Genomic DNA, 21,775 nt, shown 5'->3' on the forward strand with positions numbered 1-21,775 from the left:
GTCTTATATTACCGCCATCGTCAATATCGGAGGACGTATCCAAACACGACAAAGGTTCTGCCATGAAACTCTACTTCGCCCCCAATACCTGTTCGCTATCGCCCCATATCGTGCTGCAGGAAACCGAATTGCCCCACGAACTTGTGCGCGTGGATATGCAAAGCAAAATGATGTCTGACGGTGGAGATTATCGAAAGATCAATCCCAAGGGATATGTCGCAGCCCTGATGCTTGATGATGGCAACATCCTGACCGAAGGGGCGGCAATTGTGCAATATCTGGCGGATCAGGCACCGGAATCCGGATTAGCCCCAAAACCGGGCACATTTGAACGGGTTCGTTTGCAGGAATGGCTGAACTTCATTACCGGTGAAATTCACACCGGTTCCGCCCCGCTATTTAACAAAGCCCTGCCCGAGGACGTAAAATCCCATTTCAAAACGCGGCTGTTCGCCCGGTTTGACTTCGTTGAAAATCATCTTGCCGATAACGCCTGCCTGATGGGCGCAAATTTCACAGTCGCGGATGCCTATTTGTTTACCGTGCTGGACTGGATGCGTTTTTTTGAAATCGACCTTAAAACGTGGCCCCATATCAGGGCTTATATGGACCAAATCGCATTGCGGCCCTCTGTTGTGACCGCGCGCAAATGCGAGGCACAGTTCCCTGGCATTTAGGGAACAAAATCACCTTTAAGGGCATGAAAAACCGGCGTCATACACCCAAAGATGTATGATGCCGACATGCTTTCACCTGCTCACAGATAATAACATTAGTCTCTGTAGGGTTATGATAGGATTTTGCTATCGCGTAACGGGAACGCCCTATTGAACCCGGGGGCGGTTTTGCCGAAACTGGAAAAAATAAACAAAGACTGCTTTGTGAGAGAGGCTGCATGTCTTTATCTGTGACGTCCGAGGAAGTAACCACCCGGGTCGGTGCCATTTGTGATGGTCTGGCCGGGCTTGAAGGCCCGCTTTTGCCGATCCTGCATGAAGTGCAGGAAGAATTCGGCTTTATTCCCGAAGGGGCCCTGCAAACCATTGCCAAAAAACTCAATCTCAGCCGGGCGGAAGTCCATGGGGTTGCCAGTTTTTATCATGATTTCCGCGATAAAAAGCCCGGCAAGCATGTGATCAAAATCTGCCGGGCGGAGGCCTGCCAGGCAATGGGGGCCGATGCGCTGGCAAATCATGCCAAGCATAAGCTGAAAGTGGACTGGTCGGAAACCACCGCCAACCACAATGTGACGCTGGAGCCTGTATTTTGCCTGGGCTTGTGTGCCTGTGCGCCTGCCGCGATGGTGGATGGCAAAGTTGTGGGCCGGGTCAGCAAGGACCGCCTTGATCGCATTTTGAACGAGGTGGAATCATGACCATCAAAATTTATGTCCCGCTGGATTCCGGCTCGGTCGCCCTCGGGGCGGATGATGTGGCAAAAGCCATTGCTGCCGAAGCCATCAAACGCGACGAGGATGTCAAAATCATCCGTAACGGGTCGTTTGGCATGTATTGGCTGGAACCGATGATCGAGGTTGAAACCCCGCGCGGACGCCTTGCCTATGGCCCGGTCGCCCCGGAGGATGTGGATAGCCTGTTTGATGCCGGTTTCCTGACAGGGGGCGCGCATAAACGCTATCTTGGGCACACCCAGGATATTCCGTTCCTGAAAGGGCAAACCCGCCTGACCTTCCAACGCTGCGGCATTATTGACCCGATATCGCTGGAGGATTACCGCGCCAATGACGGATTAAAGGGGCTGGAAAATGCCCTGAACATGACCGACGAAGAAATTGTCAAGGCCGTTACCGATTCCGGCCTGCGCGGGCGTGGGGGTGCTGGTTTCCCGACCGGCATTAAATGGAACACGGTCCGCGAAGCCAAGGGTGAGCAGAAATATATCGTCTGTAATGCCGACGAGGGCGACAGCGGAACCTTCGCCGATCGCATGATCATGGAAGGCGAGCCGTTTGTTTTGATCGAAGGCATGATCATTGCCGGTTTGGCGACCGGGGCAACCAAGGGATATGTTTATACTCGTTCGGAATATCCCACCGCCATTGACGTAATGAACGAGGCGATTGAGGTCGCCCGTGCTGCCGGTGTACTGGGCGATAATATTCTTGGATCGGGCAAAACGTTCGATATGGAAGTCCGTATGGGTGCGGGGGCCTATGTGTGCGGCGAGGAAACATCGCTGCTTAACAGCATAGAAGGCAAACGCGGCGTGGTTCGTGCCAAGCCACCGCTTCCCGCGCTTGAAGGTTTCATGGCCCGGCCCACGGTCGTCAATAACGTGATTTCGTTATGTTCGGTGCCGGTGATCCTGGAAAAAGGGGCGGAATATTACCGTGATTTTGGCATGGGGCGGTCGCGCGGCACCATTCCCATCCAGATTGCAGGCAATATCAAACATGGCGGACTTTATGAAACCGCCTTTGGCCTGACCCTGGGCGAAATCGTCGATCAAATCGGCGGAGGTACCGCCAGTGGCCGCCCGGTCAAGGCGGTGCAGGTTGGCGGGCCATTAGGCGCCTATTTTCCCCGTGCCCTGTTTGATACGCCGTTTGATTACGAAGAATTTGCCAAGCGTGATGGCCTGATTGGCCATGCTGGTATCGTTGTGTTTGACGATAGCGTGGATTTGATGAAACAGGCCCGCTTTGCGATGGAATTTTGCGCCATCGAAAGCTGCGGCAAATGTACGCCGTGCCGTATTGGTGCCGTTCGTGGCGTTGAAACCGTTGATAAAATTGCCAAAGGCGAAGAACCCGAAGCCCAGATCGAGCTGTTGCACGATTTGTGCGACACGATGAAATTTGGCTCCCTTTGCGCCTTGGGCGGGTTCACCCCCTATCCGGTTTTAAGCGCACTGACCCACTTCCCCGAAGATTTCAAGCCCCACGGGCTTGATATTGCAGCGGAGTAAGAAAATGTCCCTGGTTACAGAGATTGATTACGGAACGCCTGCCGTTAAATCCGACAAAACCGTTACCCTGAATATTGACGGTTTTGACGTGACCGTGCCCGAAGGCACGTCTGTCATGCGCGCCTCAATGGAGGCTGGCATTCAAATCCCCAAATTGTGCGCAACCGATATGGTGGATGCCTTTGGGTCGTGCCGCCTGTGCCTGGTTGAAATTGAAGGCCGCCGTGGCACACCATCCTCCTGCACCACCCCCGCAACAGACGGCATGGTCGTGCATACCCAGAATGACCGGCTTAAAAAGCTGCGTCGCGGTGTGATGGAACTTTATATTTCCGACCACCCGCTGGACTGCCTGACCTGTGCGGCCAATGGCGATTGCGAATTGCAGGATATGGCCGGGGCCGTTGGCCTGCGCGACGTGCGCTATGGGTATGAGGGTGAAAACCACGTCAAAACCCGCCAGAATGGCGAAGAAAACCCGCGCTATATGGCGAAGGATGAAAGCAACCCGTATTTCACCTATGACCCCAGCAAATGTATTGTCTGTTCGCGCTGCGTGCGGGCGTGCGAGGAAGTCCAGGGCACCTTTGCCTTAACGATTGAAGGTCGTGGTTTTGAATCGCGTGTATCGCCCGGCATGCACGAAGATTTCCTGTCATCCGAATGCGTGTCCTGCGGGGCCTGTGTGCAGGCCTGCCCGACGGCCACCTTGCAGGAAAAATCGATCATCGACATCGGCCAGCCGGAACATTCGGTTGTCACCACCTGCGCCTATTGCGGGGTGGGCTGTTCGTTCAAGGCGGAAATGCGTGGCGATGAACTGGTGCGCATGGTGCCCTACAAGGATGGCAAGGCCAACCGGGGCCATAGCTGCGTTAAGGGCCGGTTTGCCTATGGCTATGCCAGCCACCAGGACCGCATCCTTAACCCGATGATCCGTGAAAATGTAAACGACCCGTGGCGCGAAGTGTCGTGGGAAGAGGCCCTGACCTATACGGCCAACAAGTTCCGCAGCCTGCAGGAAAAATATGGCAAGGAATCGATTGGCGGCATCACGTCATCACGTTGCACCAACGAAGAAACCTTTTTGGTGCAAAAGCTGATCCGTGCCGGTTTTGGCAATAACAATGTCGATACCTGTGCCCGTGTTTGCCATTCGCCCACCGGCTATGGCCTGAAAACCACCTTTGGCACATCGGCCGGTACCCAGGATTTTGACAGTGTCGAACATACCGATGTTGTTATCGTCATTGGGGCCAACCCGACAGACGGCCACCCGGTTTTTGCATCGCGGCTGAAAAAACGCCTGCGTGCCGGGGCCAAGCTGATCGTGATTGACCCGCGCCGGATTGACCTTGTGCGCTCTCCGCATATCGAGGCGGCCGCGCACCTGCCGCTGCGCCCCGGTAGCAACGTTGCGGTGCTGACCGCCCTAGCCCACGTCATTGTTACCGAAGACTTGTATGACGAGGCCTTCATTCGCGAAAAATGCGACTGGTCCGAATTTGAGGACTGGGCGGCCTTTGTCGCCGATGCAAAAAACAGCCCGGAGGAAGTTGAAAAAATTTCCGGTGTTCCGGCCGATGAAATGCGCAAGGCCGCCCGCATTTTTGCCACCGGCGGCAATGGCGCGATTTATTATGGCCTTGGTGTTACCGAACACAGCCAGGGTTCCACCACCGTTATGGCGATTGCCAACCTGGCCATGGCAACCGGCAATATTGGCCGCCCCGGTGTGGGGGTAAACCCGCTGCGCGGGCAAAACAATGTGCAGGGGTCGTGCGATATGGGGTCTTTCCCGCACGAACTGCCGGGCTATCGCCATATCAGCGACGATGGTGCGCGCGATATTTTTGAAAAACTGTGGTCGGTTAAACTGAACGACGAGCCGGGTTTGCGCATTCCCAACATGCTTGATGCCGCTGTTGAGGGCACATTCCGTGGTATTTACATTCAGGGCGAAGACATTTTGCAGTCCGACCCGGACACCAAACATGTCGCAGCCGGCCTTGCCGCAATGGAATGTGTTGTCGTTCATGACCTGTTTTTGAACGAAACGGCCAACTACGCCCATGTGTTTTTGCCCGGTTCGACATTTTTGGAAAAAGACGGCACCTTTACCAATGCCGAACGCCGCATTAACCGCGTTCGCCGGGTGATGAAGCCAAAAAACGGTTATGCCGACTGGGAAGTGACGCAAAACCTTGCCAAGGCAATGGGGCTTGACTGGAATTATACCCATCCATCCCAGATCATGGATGAAATTGCCGCCACAACGCCCAGCTTTGCAGGGGTTAATTATGACCTGCTGGAACGCGAAGGCTCGGTTCAGTGGCCGTGCAATGAAAAGGCCCCGCTGGGCACACCCGTTATGCACATCGGTGGCTTTGTTCGTGGTAAAGGGAAATTCGTGGTCACGGAATATGTCGCGACCGATGAAAAAACCGGGCCGCGTTTCCCGTTGCTGCTGACCACCGGGCGTATCCTGAGCCAGTATAATGTTGGCGCACAAACACGCCGCACCCAAAACAGTGTCTGGCACGAGGAAGACCTTTTGGAAATCCATCCGCATGACGCCGAACAGCGCGGCATTCGCGATGGGGACTGGATCCGCCTTGCCTCCCGCTCCGGTGAAACCACATTGCGCACCAAAATCACCGATCGCGTGGCCCCCGGGGTGGTTTACACAACCTTCCACCATCCCGGCACGCAGGCGAATGTGATCACCACCGACTTTACCGACTGGGCCACCAACTGCCCGGAATACAAGGTCACGGCGGTGCAGGTTTCTGCCTCCAACGGGCCGACGGAATGGCAGATAGAATATGATGAACAGGCCAAGCAGGCCCGGCGCATCCTGCCTGCCCCGGATGCCGCCGAATAAGATATGATCGTCGGTTTGGCGGGCATCACCGCGATGCCCGCCAAAACCGTTTCATTGCTGGCATAGCTTGCCATAGCGCAAAATATGCGTAATGCCCTTTAAAACACGCTACAGCGTTCTATCTGATGAACCTGCTTTCTGGCCGGAGAAACCACCCATGAAGCCCGAAAAACTCGTTTATATGGCCAACCAGATTGCCACCTTTTTCAAATCCCAACCGGCGGAAACCGCAGTGCCCGGCGTTGCAGGACATATCAATGATTTTTGGGAACCGCGTATGCGTAGCGCACTGTTTGCCCATATCGAAAAAGGCGGCGAGGGACTTGACCAACTTGTTCTGGATGCGGCCCCGCATATCCGCAAGGTCAAGGAACCCGCCTGATCAACCCGAAACTGGTGCACCCCAAAATGGCATCCATCCCGGCCCCAAAACCCACCGGCAGCAATGACATGATTGACAATCGCAGCGCTGATCCTGCGGTTGCCATCACCGATCAGGATGCCAGCGAGGATGCCCTTTTTCTCCAACCCGAAGTCCCCGCAGCACTGGTATTTAACGGCAAATCCCATGCTGTGATGATGACATCCCCCTATGACCTTGAGGATTTTGTTACCGGCTTTTGCCTAAGCGAAGGCATCATCACCGATATTTCGCAAATCCGAATTCAGGATATACGTGCCACCCTGCGCGGTTACGTGATCGAGGCGAAACTGGACGAAGATTGCATCGACGCCTTAAGCGAGCGGCAACGCACCCTGGAAGGCCGGTCCGGCTGCGGGTTATGCGGCGTGCAATCGCTCGAAGCCATCCCGGCGGAGGCCCCGCGCAAGGTTGCACCTGGCAACATGCCACAAAAGGTGGTTCTGTCCGCGATTGATGACCTGCCAAACTATCAAAGCCGCAACAAGGCCGGTGGTGGATTACTTCATGCCAGCGCCTTTGCCGATGCCAACGGCAAAATCCTGCTCACCCGCGAAGATATTGGCCGTCACAATGCCCTGGATAAGGTTTTGGGGGCCGTTGCCCGCCAGAGCATTGATCCCGCCGGGGGATTTGTCCTGATGACCAGCCGCTGTTCCTATGAAATTGTGACCAAAACCGTGCAATGCGGTATTGGCGGCCTTGTCACACTTTCCGGACCAACATTAACCGCGGTCAATCTGGCACGGCAGGCGGGATTAACCCTTATTTGCCGCGAAAGGCGCGGCCTTTTCCGCCGGTTTTCCTAACCGCGGCTGCATCTTTCCCACGACAATTTTCCATCACGCATAGCAGCAGCATATTTCGTTATATGCTTGCTGCACGGGAAATATTAAAGCGATTTGTCTTTAATTTTCACCATTATGTTTGTGTTTGGCGGCGCGTTTGGCAAGGCACAGCGTGCAGAGCAATGCGGGCATCGGTCAAACGGTGTAACGCCGCGAAACGTCGCCGAAAACAAACCCTTGGGGCCGGGATAACCTTCCGCCCCGCAGCGTCAAGACCCTCGAATATAGCGCCGCTACGTTCTTCGGTCCGTTGTTCCTCGCCGGATAGAAGGTTTTCTCCAGCAGAATGGCGCAAATTAAAGACAAATCGCTTTAAAAAACCAAAATTCCTGAAGCGAGTCCGCTCCAAGGAAAGAAGCCTCACTATTGGTTGCATTTTAGCACCAACAGGGCAACTCAAGGGAAAGGAAAGTGATCCATTTAAAAAACCGTTTTGGCGAATGTTTCGTAAGAAATTATATCAGACCGAAAACAGTTGGGCATTTACTGCCATTTTCTCAAATACAAGACAAAATCCGACCCAGATCAAAGCCAAAGCGCCAATTTGCCCTGTAAAAACCTATACAAGAAGCGTAAAAGACTAGACTGAGAGTTTAGTTTATTTTTTTTGAATGCACGGACAAAGCTGTAAAATATGAGTGTGCTTTTGGCTTCACTTTTAAAGTTTCTTCGACTTTGTTTTATCTGTTTTCTTGTACTGATCCCGTTATCAACGGCTCAGGCGCGCCCTGTCTCGCGCGAGATTGCCTCGGTTTACTATTCACCACAAGACATCAGCCCCTTTTACACCCCTGGCCATGCGCTGGCGGAAACCGTCCTGAATTTTCTGGGCTTGACCGTTACCCATTTTGATATCAGCCAGGGACTTCCCCAATTTGATGATCCCCATGAATTTCGGGGTATCCTTGTCTGGATGGAAATTGACCGGCTGCCCGACCCCGAGGGTTTTCTGAAATGGCTTGATGCACAAATGGATGCAGGCACCAAAGTTGCCATTCTGGGAGACTGGTCCTTTTTGCTGGATATGCAGGGCAAAAATGTTTCTGTGCCACTGGTCAACCGCGTCCTGAACCGCTTGGGCGGGCAATATGACGGGGACTGGGAACAGTTTACATTTGATTACAGCATCAATCATCTCGATCCGGACATGACCGGATATGAAAGCGAGATCGTCAAACCGTTTCCACCATTTTATGGGGTTACGAAGGCTGAAAGCGGCTCTACGCCGTTTGTGGTTGCAACCCCGCCGCAATCGGATAGCAACTTTCTGCTTGGTGCCTTTGGGCCGTCCGGCGGATTTGTTCAGGATGGTTATGCCGTACGCACCGGTCGGAACGAGCATGACCGAAAATGGATCCTCAATCCGTTTAAATTCTTTTCCAGGGTTTTCCAACTCGAAGACTTCCCCAAGCTCGATACCACAACCCTGATGGGACGACGCATTTACTATTCCCACATCGATGGTGACGGCTGGCGCAATATCAGCGAAATTCGCGGTGATAATGACCAGCCCCTGCTCGATACCGAAGTCGTCTATCGCGACCTGATCAAACCCTATCCGGACCTGCCGGTGTCCGTCGCTCCCATTGCCGCCGATCTGGATCCGGCCTGGTATGGCACCAAACGGACCCAGGATATCGCGCGCAAACTCTTTGCCCTGCCCCAGGTCGAAGCGGCCTCGCATACCTATACCCACCCTTTTCAATGGAGTTATTACAAAAATTATTCCGCCAAACGCGAAGAACGCGACTTTGGCGCGAAAACAACCAATATTTCCGGGCGGGTTCTGGAATTGCTTGGCGTTGCCAAAGATGTGGATGCCTCGGACACGGGCTTGCAAAAAAGCTATGATCTGCCGCGCGCCTATATCAAACGGCCATTTGACCTTCATCAAGAAATTGTCGACGCCGCAAACTATATTTCCACCTTCTGCCCACCGGGCAAAAAGGTGGAACTGCTTCAATGGTCGGGCGATACCTCGCCTTTTGAAGCGGCCATTGCCATGGCCGACAGCATCGGCCTGCCCAACATCAATGGGGGCGACAGCCGCTGGGACCCTGATTATCCGTCGCTGGCCTGGGTAGCCCCTGTGGGCATGCGGGTTGGGAAGCATATCCAGATTTATGCGTCGAACAGCAATGAAAACACCTATACGCATTTGTGGTCGGATCGGTATTTTGGCTTCCGCTACCTTGCCAATACAATTGAAAATACCGAAAGCCCCATTCGGCTGCGCCCCTTTAACATTTATTATCACATGTATTCGGGCGAAAAGGTTGCCAGCCGCAATGCCGTGCTTTCCAACCTGGAACTGGCACGCAAATCAACCATCATTCCCGTTGCCGCCAGCCGCTACGCCCGTATCGGCAAAGGCTTTTTCACTGCCGAAATTGAAAAAACCCAGGACGGTAACTGGCAAATCCGCAATCGTGGCGAGGCGGGCACGGTCCGGTTTGATAACGACAAACACCTCACCGTCGATTTTGACAATTCCTATGGCGTGATCGGCCAGATCCACTATCAGGGCAGCCTGTATGTTGCGCTGGATGAAGCGATTGATGAACCCGTGATTTCGGTCAAAACCAGCACGGCGGAAACGCAGTATCCTGTTGCCCGCCAACCCTACATTATTTCCAGCCGCTGGCGGGCCTGGGATTTACAAAATTCCGACGGCACACTGCATATGAAAATACAGGGGTTTGGCAAAGGCGAAATGCAATGGCGAACCGCCCCGCAAGCGACCTACAAATTAACGGTGCCCGCCCGCAACGATCAGCCCGAATGGTCGCAAACCGTTACGGCGGATGCCAAGGGCATCCTTAATTATGTCGTCCCGGTTGACGCTATTCCGGGGGCGGAACTGACCCTTGAACCTGTGACAGATTAGGCCATCAACCGTGCGTTTGGGGACAATCAACTTAACCAGTCTGGGGATCATCTTCACGATGACCGGTGCCGTTATTGCAGCGGGCATCATGATGGTGCCGTCCAAACGCGAACTCGCCAATATCTATTTTCGCGACAAGGATTTTGTCAAAGCCCGCAATTTTTATGAAGAAGAATATGACGATGGCGACCGCAACATTGACGTATACGGTGCGCTGTCTCGTATCTATCTTCAGAATGGTGAAATTGACCGCGCCATTAAACTGTTTGAAGAACTGCACCAACGCGAACCGGATTCCATTCGGATTCTGACCGATCTTGGCACACTTTACCAATATGCCCAGCGTCCGAATGACTATACCAGAACACTGGAAGAACGGCGCAAACTGGACCCGACCGAGGCCGTCCTGCGCGATCTTTCAAACATATACAACTTCAATGGCCGCTATCGCGATCAGATCGATGTGCTCCATGAACTGGTCGAACGCGGCTGGTCCACCACCAACGACCTGATCTCGATTGTCTATCTGTATGCCAGCATCGGTCAGCCGCAAAAGTCGCTCGATTTCATCGAAGACCTGCTTTCGCGACCCAACGGTTTCACACCGACCCTGGCAGAACTCAAGCTCCGGCTGCTTTTTGATGCCAGGGACCTGAAACAGGCCAGCGAATTTTCAGCCGAATGGATGCGCAAAGAGCCAACCTTTGCCACCGCCCAGAAAATTGCCAACCTTTATCAGGCACGAACCAAAAACCCGCAACTTGTGGCGGTACTTGAAACATTGCGCGGCGTCGTTCCGCAAAAAATCGAACCGTTGGAAGTAATATATGCTGCAGCCCTGCTTGATGCGGGCCGCATTGCCGAGGCACAAAACGTTCTGGCATCCTATATCGCCACAAACAGCCTGAGTGACAACGGCTGGGGCGTTGCCATCCGGATCGCCATCGGCTCGGGCAACCTGACCGAAGCAGCAGACTACACAACCCGTCACCCCGATGCCTCCACGCCGGACCTGATGTCATATGGGCTGGAAGTGGCATTAAACCAGAACGACCTGAAAAGTGCCGCTATTTTTGCCGCACAAATCCCTCAGGATGTCCGCGAAAATGCACCGGTATTGTGGGCGCGCTATGCCGTCTTGCGCAAGGACCAGCCAGAAATCGCCAAATGGATCAAACTGGCACTGGCACAAAAGAAAATGGCCTTTGCCAAGCGTTATGACCTGGCGATGCTGCTAAACCAATTGGGCCGTACCGCCGACCTGTTACCGGTTCTGGACGACCTGGCCCGCACATCCCCGGCCAATGGCGACCTTTTCAGCATTGCCAGTCTGTATGTTGCGCTGGGCCAGGCTCAACATGGCCTGAATGAATTACAACCTGTTCTTGAGAACAACCCGGTATTACGTAATCAAGCGGCCCTGGCATTGCTTAATGCGGCAACCGGGCGCGGTGATCTGGCACAAAAATGGCTGGCATCGGCCAATGACAGCGCCCTTGATGCGGACCTTCTTTCAACCCTGTATGATGCCGCTACTCAGGGCAAAGCCTATGGTTTTGCCGAATTGCTGGCCCGCGAAATCGCCCATCGCCAGCCCGGCATGGAAAACCGTCTGCTGGTGCTTCAGGCCATTTGGCAACAAAAGGATATGGCGCGCCTGGATGCCGCACTTGACGACCTGCCACCCGCCAAAAGTCTGTCACCTGCCGATGCGACACAGTTGGCGCAATTCCTGACCGATATTAACCGCCCGGCCCGCGCCTATGATATTGCAGGAGCCTTCAAAGCTGATTTTGCCACCCATACCGACCTTGCCGATCTTTGGGTTTCGGCCGCCCTTGCCACCGGACATATGAAAGAGTTGTATGATACCGTCTCGGCCCTGGGGCTTCCGTCGGGGAAACTGTCGCTTGCCACCTTTACCGCCTATATCGAGGCGGCATCGACCCTCAACAAAACCGCCCTGCTGCATGATGACATTCTTGCCCGCTATGGCGAATTGCCCGACTGGCTACGTTCCCTGCTGATCGACCGCGCCCTGGATCAGGGCGAAACCGTTTTTGCCCAGTCCTATTTGCAACGCGAACAGAACCTGCGCGATGGCGAATTCTGGTTCTATCTGGCAAGCGCACGGGCAGCTGTTGCCAGCAACAAGTTCGATCAGGCGCGCACCATGCTGCAAAAATCACTGCAGCATCTTGATAACAGCACGCCACAGGCATTGCTGCAAATGACGCGCCTTTGGCAAGTTATTGGTGCCCCGGCACCCCAGGATACCCCTGATGTGACACCGGCAATTGCAGCAGCAAACAATACAAATGCAAATACCAGCACCACCGGGACATCCAAACCGGCAGCCAGCGGGCTGGATGCTCCGGCGACTGCCGCGATTAACCAAATCCTCGATGCCCTGCAAAAAGCCAAAACACTTGATGATGCCAGCCTGCCCGAAACCGCCCTGCTGTTTCGCAATATGGGCCGTCGTGCGGATGGCTTGGCCTTTATCAATCAGGTTGCGTCCGAACCGCGCAGCTATAATGGCAAACTGGCCGATGCCATTTTGGCAATCACGGCAAACACGCCGCAAAAAACCCGCGACTGGATTGCCAACTACGACTGGCAGGTTGACCAGATTGGCGATCTGGCAACGCTGCAAAGTCTTGCCAACCAGTATGGCGATGTCACCACCGAACGGCTAACCGCCCAAAAGCAGTTTGACCTGGTGCCAAACAACCCGGCCTTCCGCTTTGCCCTGGCCGACACCCAATTGCGCAGTGGCAATTACAGTGCGGCACTGGCACTGGCAAAGAATCTACCGCTCAGCAATCCCGATTATCGCAACCTCTATACCGAAGCCCTGCGTCAAAGTGTCAATGCAGGTGGACCTGGCCGCAAGGAACTGGTCACATTGCTGGCACAGGACCTTCATGACAGTACCGAACCACGCCAGACCCAATTGCTTTATGATCTGATCGGCCTTGCAGCCTATGATACGGTTCTGCCGCAATTGGCCGCGCGTGCAGGCACGTCAAACGAATGGAGCAATTATTACGTCGATGCGCTGTCTGCCCTGGGTCGCCAAAAAGAAGCCCTGGCCTATCTGGCAAAACGGGCAGATACACCGGGGCTGGCAAATAGTGAACGCCAGGAAATTGCCTTCCGCCTGCTGGCCGCTGGCGAGAAAAAACCGGCCACACAAATTTTCCAAAAAGTAGCGGCAGAAACCGGCCCCAACAGCGATGCGGCCAAAAACCTGCTTTATTTGTGGGGGCCGCGCCTGACCGAGCCGCAAGCAGACTGGGTTGCTGAACGCATCGCCAAAAGCAGTGGCAAAACCCGGCTGGCATGGCTGGAAATTGCCGGAAATACCTTTGCCCCGGCGCGTGCGGATAAAATCCTGTCACAATATGCTGACCAATATGAAACCAACCCGGAATTTGTCTCGCAACTGATCACGACCTATCAGCAAAACGGCAACCGGGCGGCCATGCTGGGGCTGATTGACAGCCAGCGCAAACTGGCATTGAACGATCCAAAACGTTTAAAAATTCTGCTTGCTGCCGCACAGGCCAACAATTTTCCAAGCCAGGCTCAGCAGATTGCCGAACGTTTAACCGTTATTGACCCCAGTGCCCCCGAACCATTTCGCATCATGGGGCAGTTTGCCTTTAGCCGTGAACAGTTTGACAAGGCACGGGCCTATCTTGAACGCTATCTCGCGCTGGCGGCATCTGGCGATTTTGAAACCTATTACCAGCTTGGCGAAGCCAACGACCGGCTGGGCCGGGAAAAGGCTGCCCGCCAAAATTATCGGACATCGCTGGATTTGCTCAAAACCCGGCAAAACCCGACATTCTATATGCGCCATCTTGAAGGGCTGCTGTTGCAGCGCCTGCAACGCTATGACGAGGCCATCGCCATCTTTGAACAATTGCTGCGCGAAAATCCGGGGGATGATGGTGTGATTGCCGATATTGCCGAAACGCGACTGTTGCAACAATCCCCACAGCGGGCCTTGCAACAAGTGCGTCAAAAATAGCCGTTTCTTAAGGAACACCGGGCATCATTGTTACAATCAGGGGCGAAAAAGGGGAACAGTTTGGGCAAGGCAATTTCGCGGACCGGAATATTAGGAATGGCGCTGTTTGCCGGTATTACCGGCCTGGGGGCCCATGCCCGCGCCGAAGTCACAAATGCCAGCATTACCAGCAATGGCACCCGTGATTTCAGGATGACACTGGACCTGCGCAATTCGCCGGACAATGCCGTTACGACCAACGGCCGGGAACTGATTGTCCGTTTTTCAGGCCCGATTGGTGATTTTGACCTGAACGGTCTGCTTGGCAAATATCCCGAACAGGTTTTAACCGTACAGACCAGCTATGACGTGTTGCTGATGCAAATGTCCTTTGATGGAAAATTCGAGGTTTCACAAAGCAAAGACCGCCTTGTGGTGGAATATGCCCAACCGGCAACCGCCGATAAAGCCCCAATGGCCCCGACGGTCCGCGCCCCCTTGAGCACGGCAGAAAACCGCGCCGCCGAAATGCGCCGCGACATCATTGAAGCCCGCGCCCGAATGGAACTGGGCCAATATGGCCATGCCCGCGAAATTCTGGCAAACGTGATCAAAACCAACCCTGAAAATATCGAGGCCCGAAATGCTCTGGCCGAGGTTGAATTTCGCAGTGGCAACTGGCGCGAAGCCGCCCGGCAATATGGCCGTGTCATTGTGCAAAACCACGACCCGGCCATCGTGCGCGCGCGCCAGGACATTTTGAAACAGAACGGAAATTTTATTGGTGCCGGTGCGCAATATCAAAGTAATGGCAGCAGCAACACACAAATTGTCGGCACCGTGAATGGCCGGGCCTTTATTCGCAATGATCTGTTGCTGGCACTGGATGTAGAAAACCGCCATATCGACGCTGACCCGTTTATCAAGCGCGATGGCCGCAACAGCGGTTTTACCGGCGAACGGCAAAAAATCGCCCTGCGGCTGGATCAGGAAATATCATCGCGTACCATTATGCAATATCGCGGTTACGCCACACAAAAATCGCCCGGTATCGGTGCTGAATGGCAATATTACATCCTGCCTGGTACAATCTCGCTCGGCGCGGATTACCACCAGCCCTATTGGGACCAGACCAGTGCTGTGGTGCAATATGGCACGCGCGATGCCGTTTTGGCCAATTACGACGTCACACAAATCGACAGTTGGGATTTTGGCATTGGTGCGTCACTAAACCGTTATGGCCTGGACGGAGATCAGGATCTGGCGCGAACCTGGCGGCTGGAAGGTTATATCCGCGACAATTTCGATATCTACAATTTCCCGATTTTCGCGGGCTACCGGCTGGATGCAGAATACCCGCTGGACCAGACCAGCAAAACCGACCAGACCGGGGCGGATTTTCGCCCGCTTGATGTCACTCGGCGCGAGGTACATGAATTTTCAATCGGACATGACATTCGCCTGGCCGATTATCTGACCCTGTCAGGTGGCATTGCCTATAGCTATGACCGCTTTGGCCAACAGGGTTTCGGGTTTTCCGGCGCACTGATCGGCAACCTTGCCGACCAGTATGAAACAACGCTGTCATTCGGCCACACGGCAAATTCATCAAACAGTGTCGGCAGCAGCGGTTCCACCTTTATCGGCATTTCCATCAAACAATATTTCTAGGACGGAAAAGGACACCATGATGAAACATCAACATTCCAGTTGGCGGGGCCTGGGCAAAGCCATTGCAGCAGCCATGCTTGGCCTGTTTGTTGCAGCCTGCAGTACCGGCGACCGCCAGATCATAACGGCAACCACCCCGGTTTCCTTTGCCCAGGGAACCAGCATTGCCGTCATGCCGTTTGATAACCTGACCAGCAGCGAGGAAGCCGGCCAGGTTGCGTCCTATCTTGCGGTTAGTGCATTGCGCGCCAATACCACCCTTGCCGTTCAGCCCGAAAGCAATGTTGCCCAAACATATGATTCACTCAATGTCCAGGGCACAGCCAGTGCCGCTGTTGGCTCTCACAGCACTGTTTCGGCCCGCCAGCTTGGCGAAATACTGGGTGTTAAATATGTTCTGACCGGCAGCGTATCGGAATATGGCTATCAATATGGCCTGCGCGAAGAACCGTCCGTCAGCATGAATATGCGCCTGATCGATATCACCACCGGCGCGACCGTCTGGAGTGCCAGTTCCGGTATTGTCGGCCAGGGAACCTTTGCGCGTGACAGTGTCAGCATCATTGCTCAGCGCCTGGTCAACCAGATGGTTGCCAATATGACCCGGACCACCAATTAACCTTTCTGATCGGTAAGATACACAATGCCCCGTCCCGGTATCATTGACGAACGCGAACGCAAAAATGTCGAAGCCACCCGGCAAAGCGCCAGCAGCGCCGGGTCGGATTTGCGTTTGTCAGCCTTCGTCGAACTGGCCGTTTGCATGGCCCTTTTTCTGCTTGCTGATATCGTGTTCGGCACAGGCAACCGTTTCTGGGATATTGCTCCCCATCCCTTGTGGGCGGTGGTCATTGTGCTGTCGGTTCAATATGGCACCACGGCCGGGCTTATTGCCGCTATTGCCTGCAGCATTGCCCTGTTTAGCGGGCATTTGCCACAGCAAAATGTCGATCAGGATTATTACGATTACCTGCTTTTTATCGGCTGGCGCCCGATTTTATGGATGCTGACCAGCCTGTTTCTAGGGGAATTGCGCCGCCGCCAACTGGTGCAAAACGCCGAATTGCGGGCTCAGGTTGCACAAACGGAACTGCGCGAGGAAACCCTCGCCAAGGCCTATGCCTCGACGATGGAACGGGTCAACTTTCTTGAACGGCAAATTGCCACCCAGGCCCAAACCGTGTTGACGGTGTTTCGTGCAGCACAAAATGTCGAACGTCTGGAAGTGGGCGATGTCATTACCGGGATCGAAAGCCTGGTAACGGAAGTCCTGGCGCCAACAAAATTTTCAGTCTTCGTTCCCAGCCGCAACAATCTCGATGCACTGGTCTCGCATGGCTGGGAAAAACCCACCGAATTTTCGCGGCAAATTCCTGGCAACAGCACTCTTTATGCCACCTTAATGGGCGAACAGCGCATTTTGATGGTCACGCACAAGGATGATGCCGCCATTCTGGGGGACGATGCCATCCTGGCCATTCCGGTGCAAAACAGCTCGACCGATGAAATCCTTGCCGTCATCCGGATCGAGGAAATCGATTTTGACAAACTCAACAGTTCACTGCTGATTAATGCCAATCTGGTGCGGCAGTGGCTCAGCAATGCCTTTGCCAAGGCCGAAACCTATGAAAACTCGGCCTGGGTCAGCGAAGATGGTGCCAGACGTTCCGTGGTTTCCAGCCAGCTTTGGCCCTCCCTTTCCGAATGGCTTTTCCAGGTGTGTCGCCGAAACAAACTGTCGCTTTGGCAACTTGACGTGGGCAACCAGACAACCGGTGTCAGCACCGAAGAAGCCCTGCGCGTGACCGACCGGGTTGCACGCGGTTTTTCGCGCGAATTACGCAATACCGACCTGGTGTTTCAGCGTGACGGACGTGAAACCGGCGTCATCATTTCCATTTTGCTGCTGGGTACCCACCGCGAGGGCATCGAAATTGTCAGCGCCAAACTGGAAAATATTTTGCGCAACAACAGTGACACAACCATTCGTGACCTCACCATCACCAAACGACCGATTTTCGACCCGGCAGAGGAAAAATCGGCGTCATGAACACTCCTGCGTCCGCATCCCATAATGCCGCCATTGACGATGAAACCGCCCCGATTTATCAGGCGCGGCCTTTGTCTGCGCATATCTGGGTGCTGATCATCACGCTTTTGTCCATTGCGATGTCGGTCGCCGTTTTCTTTGCCTTTGCCACATCAATGTATCCCTGGCCCATCCTGGCGGGGCTTCATGTCGCATCAGCAGTCGTTCTGGCGTTATTATGTTACTGGAAGGCCCGCAAAAGATATTTCATTCGTGAATATAGCGTGCTGGCGGCGGGCTATCTGTTTTGTGGTTTTCTGGGGGCAGCAGGGGGACTGCTTCTGGTCATCATTTCCATTCTAACCCGCAACGATACCTGGCGGTTTCGCGAATGGTATATGGCTCTTTTCCCTGCCGATCATGCCAGTTCCGCCGAAAACCTTTACGGCCAGCTTATTTCCGGCAGCCGCACCGTGGGCCCCGAACACAGCGTCACCGTTTATACCGATCTGATGCAGGAAGCCGATACCGAGGAAAAACTGGCAATTGTAACCCTGGTATCACGCTATTTCCGGCCCGATTTTGCCAATGTCATTATCATGGCCATGAATGATGACGACCCGACGGTGCGCGTTCTGGCGGCCTCGGCAAAGGCGCGCATTGAAAACCGCTTTTTGGCAAATGTGCTGAAAATTCAGGACACCATTCGCAAGAAACCCGATAATTTCGACGCCAAAATGGCACTGGCAACCCTGTATGACGATTATGCCTTTACCGGCCTTCTGGACCGCGAACGCGAAACCGAAAACCGTAAACTGGCCCTTGAAACCTATGAACAATGCCGGCGGGAAAAGCCCGATGACGCCACCCCGCCCTACCGCATCGGTCGCCTGCTCAACCGGCAGCGTGACTTTGTTGCTGCAGCCAACATGTTTGAAATCGCACTTGAACGTTCCAGCAACAAACAGGCGATTGCCAGCTGGCTGATCGAAGCCAACTACAACGCCAAAAACTATGACCGCGTGCACGAATTAATTGCCCTTCATTTCCCCGAAACGACAACGTCACAAAACCAGGTCGTCAGCCCGTACCGGCTTGAAAGCATGGCAATGTGGCAGAAAGGCTCTGGCGAATGACGTCCTTGAAAACGCGCGAAGCCGATATTTGCCTGTTACTTGAAGGGACCTATCCCTATGTCGCGGGGGGTGTTTCAAGCTGGGTGCATGATATTGTCAGCGCCATGCCGGACATCACCTTTGAAATCGTGGCTATTCTCGCCCAGAATACCGGCGAATTTGTCCGTAAATACAAGGTGCCCGACAATGTCATTGGCATCCGGCATCTTTATTTGCATGAATTGCCCGAAGGACGGTCATTCATCTGGCGAAAAGGCAAACTACGCCACACCACCCGTTCCCTGCTCGATTTTTTGAATTCCGGCAAGATCGACAATTTCGCCAGCTTTAATCAGGGGGCGAACGATTTGAAACTTGGCAAAAAAATCCTGCTTAACAGTTATCCCGGCTGGAACTTCCTGCGCACCTTTTATGACGAAAATTTCGCCGCAACCTCGTTCCTTGATTTTTTCTGGAGCTGGCGGATTCTCATTGGCGGTATTTTGGCAACCACCCGCTTCAACCTGCCCAAGGCCCGCTGTTATCATGCGGTTTCAACCGGTTATGCCGGCTTGTTGGCAGCGCGTGCAAAACTCGAATATCAGCGCCCGGTAATACTGACCGAACACGGCATTTACACCAATGAACGCCGCATCGAAATTGCAATGGCCGACTGGCTTTATCAAAACCCGATCCCCGATTACGACATCAAAAGCCTGGAAAAGGACGTTCGCGCCCTATGGCTGAAGGGTTTTTCGGCCCTGTCAAAAACCTGCTATGCCGCCTGCGATGAAATCATCACCCTTTATGAAGGCAACCAGATTTTGCAATTGCGCGATGGTGCCGCCCCGGAAAAAGTACGGGTCATTCCCAACGGCATCGATTACGAGAAATTTTCCGCCATCAAACGCGAAAAACAGGACAAAGCCTGTATCGCCCTGATTGGTCGCGTGGTGCCGATCAAGGATATCAAATCCTTCATTCGGGCCATTCACATCCTGACCCGTGAAACCCGCAATTTTGAAGCCCTGATTTTGGGGCCAACCGACGAAGACAAGGGATATTTCAACGAATGCCGCGAGATGGTTGAACATCTGGGGCTGGAGGATGTGGTGATTTTTGGCGGGCAGGTCAATATTGCCGAATATCTCGGAAAAATCGACGTCCTGGTCTTAAGCAGTGTTAGCGAGGCGCAGCCCCTGGTGATCCTTGAGGGCGGGGCGGCAGGTATTCCGACCGTTGCCACCGATGTCGGAGCGTGCCGTGAAATGCTGTATGGGCAGTCCGATGAAAGCCCGGCTTTGGGGCAAGGGGGCATTGTGGTGCCGGTCGCCAACCCCAGCGAAATGGCAAAGGCCCTGGCGCAAATCATCACATCCCCGGCCACCCGCGATAAACTGGGTGAAACCATTCGCAAACGGGTGGCAAACCAGTACAACAAGAAAAACGTGCTGGGCCTGTATGACACATTATACAAAACCGGCCGTGATGCCCCTGATGGTTATAACGGGCCTCTTCTTCGCACAGAAGGAAACAACTGATGGCGGGCATTGGCTTTACCCTGCGCAAAATGACGAACCGGGGCGACCTGTGGGGCATCATGCAGGCCTATTCCTATTCCGCCATCCTGTCCTCCGGGCCGTGGCTGTTTACCATTCTGGCCCTGGTCGGCATTACCTTTCTGGCGCGTTATCTGGTGTCCTGGGATGACCTTTTGCTGTTTCGCACCATCATCACCTATAATTTTTCGTTCTCGCTGGTTTTTTGCGGCCCCATCGTCATGGTGGGCACCCGCCTTCTGGCCGACCAGATCCACGAAGACACGCTGCACCGCGCCCCATCGCTGCTGTTTTCCATGATGCTGGCCTATGTGCTGGTGGTAAGCGCCCCCATGATCTGGCTTTATGGCTATGCCACCGACATGACACCGGCCCAGCGCGCCGCCGCCATTGCCGGCGGTTATCTGATCGGCCTGATCTGGACCGTTGTGGTCTTTGTCAGCGCGCTTAAAAACTACGCCTTCGTTTCGGCGATCTTCTTTGCCGGGATGGTGCTGGCCGTTTTTGCCTGCGGGTATTTGCTGGGGGATTATGGCGCGACCGGATTGATGTGGGGGTTCAATGCCGGCTTGGCCCTGATTTTATTTGGCCTGCTAGGCTGGATTTTTGTCGAATATCCCGCCCTGGCACAGGACCTGGCCTTTCTACCCCGCGAGGGGCAGCGTTACTGGATCCTCGCGATTAGCGGCCTATGCTACAATATCGCCATATGGGTGGATAAATGGGTGATGTGGCTGCGAGATGGCAATGTCGATATCGTGGCAGGCATTTTGCGCACCGCCCCCTATTACGATTCCGCAATGTTCCTGTCCTATCTGTTCACCATTCCGATTTTTGCGGTGTTTTTCGTGAATATCGAAACATCGTTTTTTGAAAAATATAATCGATTCTACAAATCGTTCCAGAAACATGCCACCTACATGACCATCGACAGCTATCAGCGCGAAATCGTCAATTTCACGCTGCTCAGTCTCCGAAATCTGGCGGTATTAACAGGGCTTCTTGCCATTCTGATCGTGCTTTCCGCCCCCTTCATCCTTGAAACCATGAATATCCCGTTCAAGGAAATCGGTGTTTTCCGCTTTGGCGCGTTGGGGGCCTGCCTGCATGTGCTTGCCATGTTTGCGATGGTGTTTTTGTCCTATTTCGATTTTCGCAAACCGGTGATGCTGCTTAACATCATTTTCATGGTCGCCAATTGCACCTTTACCTGGCTTACCGCCGACCATTTTGTGCTGCACGGAATGGGATATTTTCTGGCTTCCGCCCTCACCTTCAGTCTCGCAATGATCTTGCTGGTCCATAACCTCAAACGTCTGGCTTATGGGGCATTCGTCACCAATAACCCGTCGGTCTGACCCGGCTTATCTGTACCCATTTACGCCGCGCCATCACGGCTAAAGGCCAGCATACGG

The 21,775-nt window shown here is 54.0% G+C and carries 14 protein-coding genes; all 14 read left to right on the plus strand.

The genetic code is table 11. The features are described from left to right. The first annotated feature begins 62 nt into the window (after nucleotides 1-62). The gene (gstA, locus tag LF95_RS22165; protein ID WP_073957395.1) at nucleotides 63-677 is read left to right on the plus strand and encodes a glutathione transferase GstA; all 615 of its coding nucleotides are present in this window, start codon (nucleotides 63-65) and stop codon (nucleotides 675-677) included. A gap of 218 nt (nucleotides 678-895) precedes the next feature. Further along, nucleotides 896-1,375 carry a formate dehydrogenase subunit gamma gene (locus LF95_RS22170; protein ID WP_073957396.1) on the plus strand — a complete coding sequence of 160 codons (480 nt, stop codon included), beginning with the start codon at nucleotides 896-898 and terminating at the stop codon, nucleotides 1,373-1,375. After that, a complete protein-coding gene (locus tag LF95_RS22175; RefSeq protein ID WP_073957397.1) occupies nucleotides 1,372-2,928 on the plus strand; it encodes a formate dehydrogenase beta subunit in 1,557 nt (518 codons plus the stop codon). Before LF95_RS22170 ends, LF95_RS22175 begins: the two co-directional genes overlap by 4 nt. Before the next feature lie 4 nt (nucleotides 2,929-2,932). After that, complete coding sequence (gene fdhF, locus LF95_RS22180; RefSeq protein WP_073957398.1) at nucleotides 2,933-5,812, plus strand: formate dehydrogenase subunit alpha; 2,880 nt, start codon at nucleotides 2,933-2,935, stop codon at nucleotides 5,810-5,812. Nucleotides 5,813-5,969: 157 nt separating this feature from the next. Further along, a complete protein-coding gene (locus LF95_RS22185) occupies nucleotides 5,970-6,194 on the plus strand; it encodes a formate dehydrogenase subunit delta (RefSeq protein ID WP_073957399.1) in 225 nt (74 codons plus the stop codon). Nucleotides 6,195-6,220: 26 nt separating this feature from the next. After that, complete coding sequence (fdhD, locus tag LF95_RS22190) at nucleotides 6,221-7,042, plus strand: formate dehydrogenase accessory sulfurtransferase FdhD (RefSeq protein WP_083607903.1); 822 nt, start codon at nucleotides 6,221-6,223, stop codon at nucleotides 7,040-7,042. A 685-nt stretch (nucleotides 7,043-7,727) separates the two neighbouring features. After that, on the plus strand, nucleotides 7,728-9,968 hold the full coding sequence (locus LF95_RS22195) for a polysaccharide deacetylase family protein (RefSeq protein WP_143182150.1): 2,241 nt from the start codon (nucleotides 7,728-7,730) through the stop codon (nucleotides 9,966-9,968). A gap of 58 nt (nucleotides 9,969-10,026) precedes the next feature. Then, a complete protein-coding gene (locus tag LF95_RS22200) occupies nucleotides 10,027-14,007 on the plus strand; it encodes a tetratricopeptide repeat protein (protein WP_073957401.1) in 3,981 nt (1,326 codons plus the stop codon). Nucleotides 14,008-14,103: 96 nt separating this feature from the next. Continuing rightward, the gene (locus LF95_RS22205) at nucleotides 14,104-15,657 is read left to right on the plus strand and encodes a porin family protein (protein WP_073957402.1); all 1,554 of its coding nucleotides are present in this window, start codon (nucleotides 14,104-14,106) and stop codon (nucleotides 15,655-15,657) included. 16 nt (nucleotides 15,658-15,673) lie between these two features. Continuing rightward, nucleotides 15,674-16,276: a GNA1162 family protein gene (locus tag LF95_RS22210; protein ID WP_168173745.1), complete on the plus strand. Its 603-nt coding sequence runs from the start codon at nucleotides 15,674-15,676 to the stop codon at nucleotides 16,274-16,276. Nucleotides 16,277-16,300: 24 nt separating this feature from the next. Continuing rightward, nucleotides 16,301-17,707 carry a hypothetical protein gene (locus tag LF95_RS22215; protein ID WP_073957404.1) on the plus strand — a complete coding sequence of 469 codons (1,407 nt, stop codon included), beginning with the start codon at nucleotides 16,301-16,303 and terminating at the stop codon, nucleotides 17,705-17,707. Then, nucleotides 17,704-18,822 carry a tetratricopeptide repeat protein gene (locus LF95_RS22220; protein ID WP_073957405.1) on the plus strand — a complete coding sequence of 373 codons (1,119 nt, stop codon included), beginning with the start codon at nucleotides 17,704-17,706 and terminating at the stop codon, nucleotides 18,820-18,822. Before LF95_RS22215 ends, LF95_RS22220 begins: the two co-directional genes overlap by 4 nt. Beyond that, on the plus strand, nucleotides 18,819-20,342 hold the full coding sequence (pelF, locus tag LF95_RS22225) for a GT4 family glycosyltransferase PelF (RefSeq protein WP_073957406.1): 1,524 nt from the start codon (nucleotides 18,819-18,821) through the stop codon (nucleotides 20,340-20,342). The genes LF95_RS22220 and pelF overlap by 4 nt, the downstream gene beginning before the upstream one ends. Continuing rightward, on the plus strand, nucleotides 20,342-21,718 hold the full coding sequence (gene pelG, locus LF95_RS22230; RefSeq protein ID WP_073957407.1) for an exopolysaccharide Pel transporter PelG: 1,377 nt from the start codon (nucleotides 20,342-20,344) through the stop codon (nucleotides 21,716-21,718). Before pelF ends, pelG begins: the two co-directional genes overlap by 1 nt. The last annotated feature ends 57 nt before the right edge of the window (nucleotides 21,719-21,775 follow it).

Source organism: Thalassospira sp. TSL5-1 (assembly GCF_001907695.1).
Lineage (GTDB): Bacteria > Pseudomonadota > Alphaproteobacteria > Rhodospirillales > Thalassospiraceae > Thalassospira.